A 5061-nucleotide genomic window follows, 5' to 3' on the forward strand; every position below is an offset into this window, starting at 1 on the left:
CCTCTGCCCCACCCCAACCCCGCCCATCGTCGAGGTGTTGCAGACACGCCTTGAGCCCAAGGGCCTCAGAAGGTTGCTGGCACACCGCCCACCCAGCCCAACCGACCAGCGGTGGCTCAGCAACGTCACCGAGGCCTCCGAAGGTTGCTGGCACACCGCCCACCCGACACCCCGGGCGGCGGCAGGGCAGCCACCCAGCAGCGTCAGACGGTCGGCAGCCAGGAGACGTGGCCCGCGAGCACGGCGTACCCGACGAACGCACCGACGTCGAGGAGCGTGTGGGTGACGACGAGCGGGGTCACCCGACCCCAGCGGCTGTAGAGCGTGCCGAACAGCAGGCCCATCACGAGGTTGCCGACGAAGCCGCCGAGCCCCTGGTACAGGTGGTAGCTGCCGCGGAGCAGCGCGGCGAGGCCGATGGCCGCCCCCGACCCGAGGCCGAGCTGGCGCAGCCGCACCTGCACGAAGCCGAGCACGACGAACTCCTCGAGCACGGCGTTCTCCGCGGCGGCGAGGATCAGGACGGGCACCTGGTACCAGGTGGAGCCGAGGTCCTGCGCGACGACGGTGAGGTTGGTGCCCAGCGCATACGTGGCGAGGTAGAACAGCAGGCCGACGGTGCCGACGGACGCGGCGAGCCCGGCGCCCCAGGCGAGGTCGCGGCCCCAGCGGGCACCCCGGAACCACACCTCGCGCAGCCGCGTGCCCGAGCGCACCAGCAGGTAGCCGGCCAGGCCGACGGGCACGAGCGCGAAGAAGATCCGCAGCAGCTGGTAGGCGAGGTCGAGCCAGGGACGCCCCGGCGCGATCGTCGAGTTGAGGGTCGCGGCCTGCGAGGACAGCGGCCCCGGGGCCGTCAGCGCCGCCACCAGCGAGACCACCGAGTAGACCGCAGAGCGGCCCAGCGACACGAGCAGCACCAGGGCCAGCTCGCACCACAGCAGCCCCTTGGCCAGCTCGACCCCGGTCGAGGTCGGCAGCACGTCATGGCGTCCCAGCCACGCCTCCAGGCGCGCGAGCGAGCTCCTCACGCCGTCCAGCATCCCCGGTTCACCAAGGAGAACGGACGTCGGGGGCCGACGGGCAGCCCCAGAACCAGCCCCGCGACTACTCCCAGGCCACCCACGCCTCGTACGACAGCGGCGCCGCGACGTCCACCTCCCGGACCCCGCGCCGACCGCGCGCCAGCAACCACGTGAGCAGCAGGACGCCGAGGGCCGTCTCCATCGTCCAGGCGAGGAGGTTCCAGGCACTGAGGTCGAACGCGGCGGACCGCGCCCCGACCCCCGGCAGCCACGCGGCCACCCGCTCGTCGGCCTGCGCGACCAGCAGCGGACCCTCCAGCATCGGTACCGCCGCCACCAGCCACGTCGCCCACGAGGCCGAGTGCGCCGACCACAGCACCCCGAGCAGCCCGAACAGCGCGCCCGCCAGCACCAGGTAGCCGACACCGGGCAGCGTCGCGGCGTCCGTCGGGAGCCCCGCTCCCCCGTACCGACCGCCCAGCAACGCCAGCACGACGAGCCCGCCGACCACCGGCCCGACCGCCCGCACGCGGGTCGTCAGGGCCGCCGCGAGGAACGGCAGCACGGCCACGGGCGCCAGGCTGTCGCGGAGCCGGTAGACGTGGTCACCCATCCAGGACGCCCCGTCGAGCCGTCCCGCCGCGAGCCCCAGCCCCCACACCGCCACCAGGACGGGCAGCACCAGGGCCAGCCTCCACACCCCTCGCCACGACTCCATGCGACCCGCCCCCAGCCGGTCCGGCGCCTCGGTGGTCGGCGCTCCTCCCCGGAGGATGCCGACGCGCACCTCACCGCGGGGGCGCGGGCGGCGCAGTTACCCCATCCCGGGGTCGGGACCGGTGCAGGAGGTACGGACGGGTCGGCGGGACGGGCCGGACGGACAGCCCGAGCGCTCAGGCCGCCTGGACCGACCGGATCGAGTTCCCGAAGACCATCCGGGCGATGGCGTCCTGCACCTGCTCGCCGGGGTTGGTCGAGGCGCCGAGGGTGAGCAGCAGCGGGACGAAGTGGTCGGCCGTCGGGTGGGCGATCGAGGCGCCCGGGGCCCGGTGCCGGAAGTCGACGAGCGCGTCGACGTCGCCGCGGACCATCGCGTCGGCGGCCCACTCGTCGAAGGCGGCGATGTGGCCGTGCAGGCGGGGGTTCCGGAACACCTCGAAGCTGTGCGTCATGAACCCGGAGCCGATGACGAGCACGCCCTCCTGCCGCAGCTCCCGCAGGCGCTCGCCCAGCGCCAGGAGCGCGGCCGGGTCGAGGCTGGGCATGCTCAGCTGCACGACGGGGACGTCGGCGGCCGGGTACATCGCCATCAGCGGGATGAAGGCACCGTGGTCGAGCCCGCGGCCCACGTGCTGGTGCAGCGGCGTGGTGTCGGCGAGCGAGCCCGCGACGCGGTGGGCCAGGGCGGTCGCGTCCGGCGTCCGGTACTGGAGCGTGTAGTACCGCGGGTGGAAGCCGCCGAAGTCGTAGTACAGCGGCGAGCCGGCCTCCGTGGCGGTGATCGCGAGGGGCGCGTTCTCCCAGTGCGCCGAGACCACGACGATCGCGCGGGGCTTCGGGAGCGTCTGAGCCCAGGCGAACAGGTCCCCGAGCCACTGCGGGTCGTCCAGCGTGGGCGGCGCCCCGTGGCTGACGAACAGCGAGGGCAGCGGACCGTCCGACGGCTCCCACGCGCGCTGGGCGCGCGCCTGCGGGAGGACCCTCGCGAGGAGGTCGTCGTAGGCACCCGCGGGGCGGGTCGGGTTGAACGGGTCGTCCACGGTGGCTCCTCGCCTGAACTTGATGATTCAACAACGCTAGGTCGCCCCTCCCCCGCGGTCAAGCCGGGCGTCCCTAGGATGGCGACGTGGAGAGCCCGGACGCCGAGCAGCAGCCCACCCCCGAGGTGCGCTGGCTCTCGCCCGACGAGCGCGCCTCCTGGCTCGCGGCCGCGGCGCTGACCGTCCGGCTGCCCAACGCCCTGGACGCCCAGCTCCAGGCCGACCAGGGCCTGAGCTTCTTCGAGTACATGATCCTGGCGGTCCTCTCCGAGCAGACCGACCGGACGCTCCAGATGAGCGACATCGCCGCCGCGACGTCCGCGTCCCTCTCCCGCCTCTCCCACACGGTCAAGCGGCTGGAGAACCAGGGCCTGGTGCGGCGCGAGCGGGTGCCGGGCAGCGGCCGACGCACCAACGCGATCCTCACGGAGCCCGGCTGGGAGAAGGTCGTCTCGGCCGCCCCCGGCCACGTCGCGCGCGTGCGCGAGCTGGTCATCGACGTCCTCGAGCCCGACGACCTCGCCGCGCTGCGCCGGGTCAGCGAGCGGGTCCTCGCCCGCGTCGACCCGGACGGCGCGGGCCGCCCGCCCGCCTGACCCGGCGCGGTTCCGCCACGCGTGGTCGTGTGCCCGAGAACGCCCCACAGCGCCGAACGAGGCACACGACCCGTGTCGCGACCGACGGCGGGCAGCCTCACCAGGGAACGCAGAAGGCCCCCGACCTGCTGGTCGGGGGCCTTCTGACTGGTGGAGCTGAGGGGATTCGAACCCCTGACCTTCTCATTGCGAACGAGACGCGCTACCAACTGCGCCACAGCCCCAGTGCGCCCTGCGGCGCGGTGTCAGACGTTAGCACCAGGCCCTGCCAGGGCCCGAATCGAGGGCCCGCATCGAGGGCCCGGCCGGGCGCCCCGCACGGGCCCGCGCCGTCAGGAGCCGTACGCGCGGCCCTCGCCCTCGCGCTGCTGGCGGCGGGAGGCCCGCTCGGCCTCCTGCGCCTCGCGGGCGATGGCGGCGGACTCCTCGGTGCGGCCGGAGGTCCACACGCCGGTGTCCTCCAGGTCCAGCCGGCCGGCCTCGCGGTGCGCCGCCGGCTTGTTCACGTAGCTGGGCACGTGGACGGGCACGGGGTTCCAGGTCCCGTCGGGGTTGATCGCGCCGGGCTCGACCTCGACGACCACCTGGTCGCCCTGCACGCGGACGACCGCGACCTCGCCGGTCGCGTCGTCCGAGGCGGAGCGGGTGCCGTCGGTGCGGGCCTCGCGGGTGGCGCCGCCCTCCTCGTCGCCGGTGACGACGGGGATGCGGGCCAGCGGGCCGGACAGGCCGGTCTCGCGGCGCACCATCACGCGGCACGACACCAGCCAGGCCACGAGCAGCAGGCCGGGCACGGCGAGCCAGCCCGGGTGGACGACGCCCAGCAGGGACAGCAGACCCAGCAGCGCGAGCCCGGACACCAGGGCCACGAGCACGCGCAGGCGCTTGCGGGCGGCCCGGTTGGCGGCGCTGCGGCGCTGCTCGGCGGTCATGGCGGCGCGGCGGGCGACGTACGCCTCCTCGCGGGCGAGCCGCTCCTCGGCGCGCTGCGCCCGACGCTCCGCGCGGGCCTCGGCCCGGCGGGCGGCGTGCTCGACGGCCGCGGCGCGGGAGCCTCCGGCGGTGCGGGCCACGGAGCTGGTGGCCGAGGCGGTGGCGGACGCCGTGGCGGCGGCCGCGGCCGCGGTGGCGGCCCGGGCCTTGGCGACCACGATCGGCGCCCGGTGCTCGCGACCCGGCGTGACCACGACCCGCTGCTCGCTCGTGACGGCGGAGGAGACGGGCTGGGACACGGGCGTCGACGCGGACGGGGCGCTGGAGCCGGCGGAGGGGTGACGGCGGGCGAGGACGCGCATGGTCTCACTGAAGCGCTCGACGGAACGGGTGCGGACGACCTCGTCGTGACGCTGGAGCGCCTTGGGAACCAGGTACACGGCCCAGGCCACCGCCAGGGCCACGAAGATGAGCGCGCTCGGGTCCGTCACGAGGGCGACTCTAGGTTCGTCTCCGCACGTCAGCGGGTATCCGCACCGGTGTGTCGGAAATGGCTGGTGTGACGGATGTGATCAGCCGGACGGTCAGTCCGAGCCCATCACCACGTGGACGAGCAGCCCGGTGAGCGGACGCTGCTCCCGGGTGAGGGCGTAGATCCGGTGGTCGCGCCAGTCCCCGTCGATGTGCAGGTAGCCCGGCGCGTAGCCCACCTCCGGCATCCCGAGCTTCTCCACCACGCGCAGGGAG

5 protein-coding genes, 1 tRNA gene and 1 pseudogene are annotated in these 5061 nt (G+C 74.7%); 1 reads left to right on the forward strand and 6 read right to left on the reverse strand.

Annotation, left to right across the window (positions count from 1 at the left end; all coding sequences use genetic code 11):
- Positions 1–203 precede the first annotated feature (203 nt).
- The 3 genes from E8D37_RS18115 to E8D37_RS18125 form a co-directional block, all read right to left on the reverse strand.
- Positions 204–1031 carry a CPBP family intramembrane glutamic endopeptidase gene (locus tag E8D37_RS18115; protein ID WP_240770547.1) on the reverse strand — a complete coding sequence of 276 codons (828 nt, stop codon included), beginning with the start codon at positions 1029–1031 and terminating at the stop codon, positions 204–206.
- Positions 1032–1107: 76 nt separating this feature from the next.
- Positions 1108–1743 (reverse strand): hypothetical protein, encoded by a 636-nt coding sequence (locus E8D37_RS18120; protein ID WP_136571246.1) that lies wholly within the window; start codon positions 1741–1743, stop codon positions 1108–1110.
- 175 nt (positions 1744–1918) lie between these two features.
- Positions 1919–2785 (reverse strand): class III extradiol ring-cleavage dioxygenase, encoded by an 867-nt coding sequence (locus tag E8D37_RS18125; RefSeq protein WP_136571247.1) that lies wholly within the window; start codon positions 2783–2785, stop codon positions 1919–1921.
- 86 nt (positions 2786–2871) lie between these two features.
- Here E8D37_RS18125 and E8D37_RS18130 point away from each other — a divergent pair, with 86 nt between their 5' ends.
- Positions 2872–3381: a MarR family winged helix-turn-helix transcriptional regulator gene (locus E8D37_RS18130; RefSeq protein ID WP_136571248.1), complete on the forward strand. Its 510-nt coding sequence runs from the start codon at positions 2872–2874 to the stop codon at positions 3379–3381.
- A 148-nt stretch (positions 3382–3529) separates the two neighbouring features.
- On the opposite strand, the gene E8D37_RS18135 is transcribed toward E8D37_RS18130, so the two are convergent.
- The 3 genes and pseudogenes from E8D37_RS18135 to E8D37_RS18145 form a co-directional block, all read right to left on the reverse strand.
- Positions 3530–3605 (reverse strand) — tRNA-Ala (locus E8D37_RS18135).
- 108 nt (positions 3606–3713) lie between these two features.
- Complete coding sequence (locus E8D37_RS18140) at positions 3714–4805, reverse strand: hypothetical protein (RefSeq protein WP_136571249.1); 1092 nt, start codon at positions 4803–4805, stop codon at positions 3714–3716.
- A 93-nt stretch (positions 4806–4898) separates the two neighbouring features.
- A pseudogene (locus tag E8D37_RS18145) lies at positions 4899–5061 on the reverse strand (alanine acetyltransferase); the annotation flags it as partial.

The sequence above is a fragment of the Nocardioides sp. GY 10127 genome (assembly GCF_004919085.1).
Classification (GTDB): Bacteria; Actinomycetota; Actinomycetes; order Propionibacteriales; family Nocardioidaceae; genus Nocardioides.

Bases quoted from the DNA above. Each gene is read 5' to 3' on its own strand.
- E8D37_RS18120 (WP_136571246.1), bottom strand. From the start codon at position 1,743: ATGGAGTCGTGGCGAGGGGTGTGGAGGCTGGCCCTGGTGCTGCCCGTC.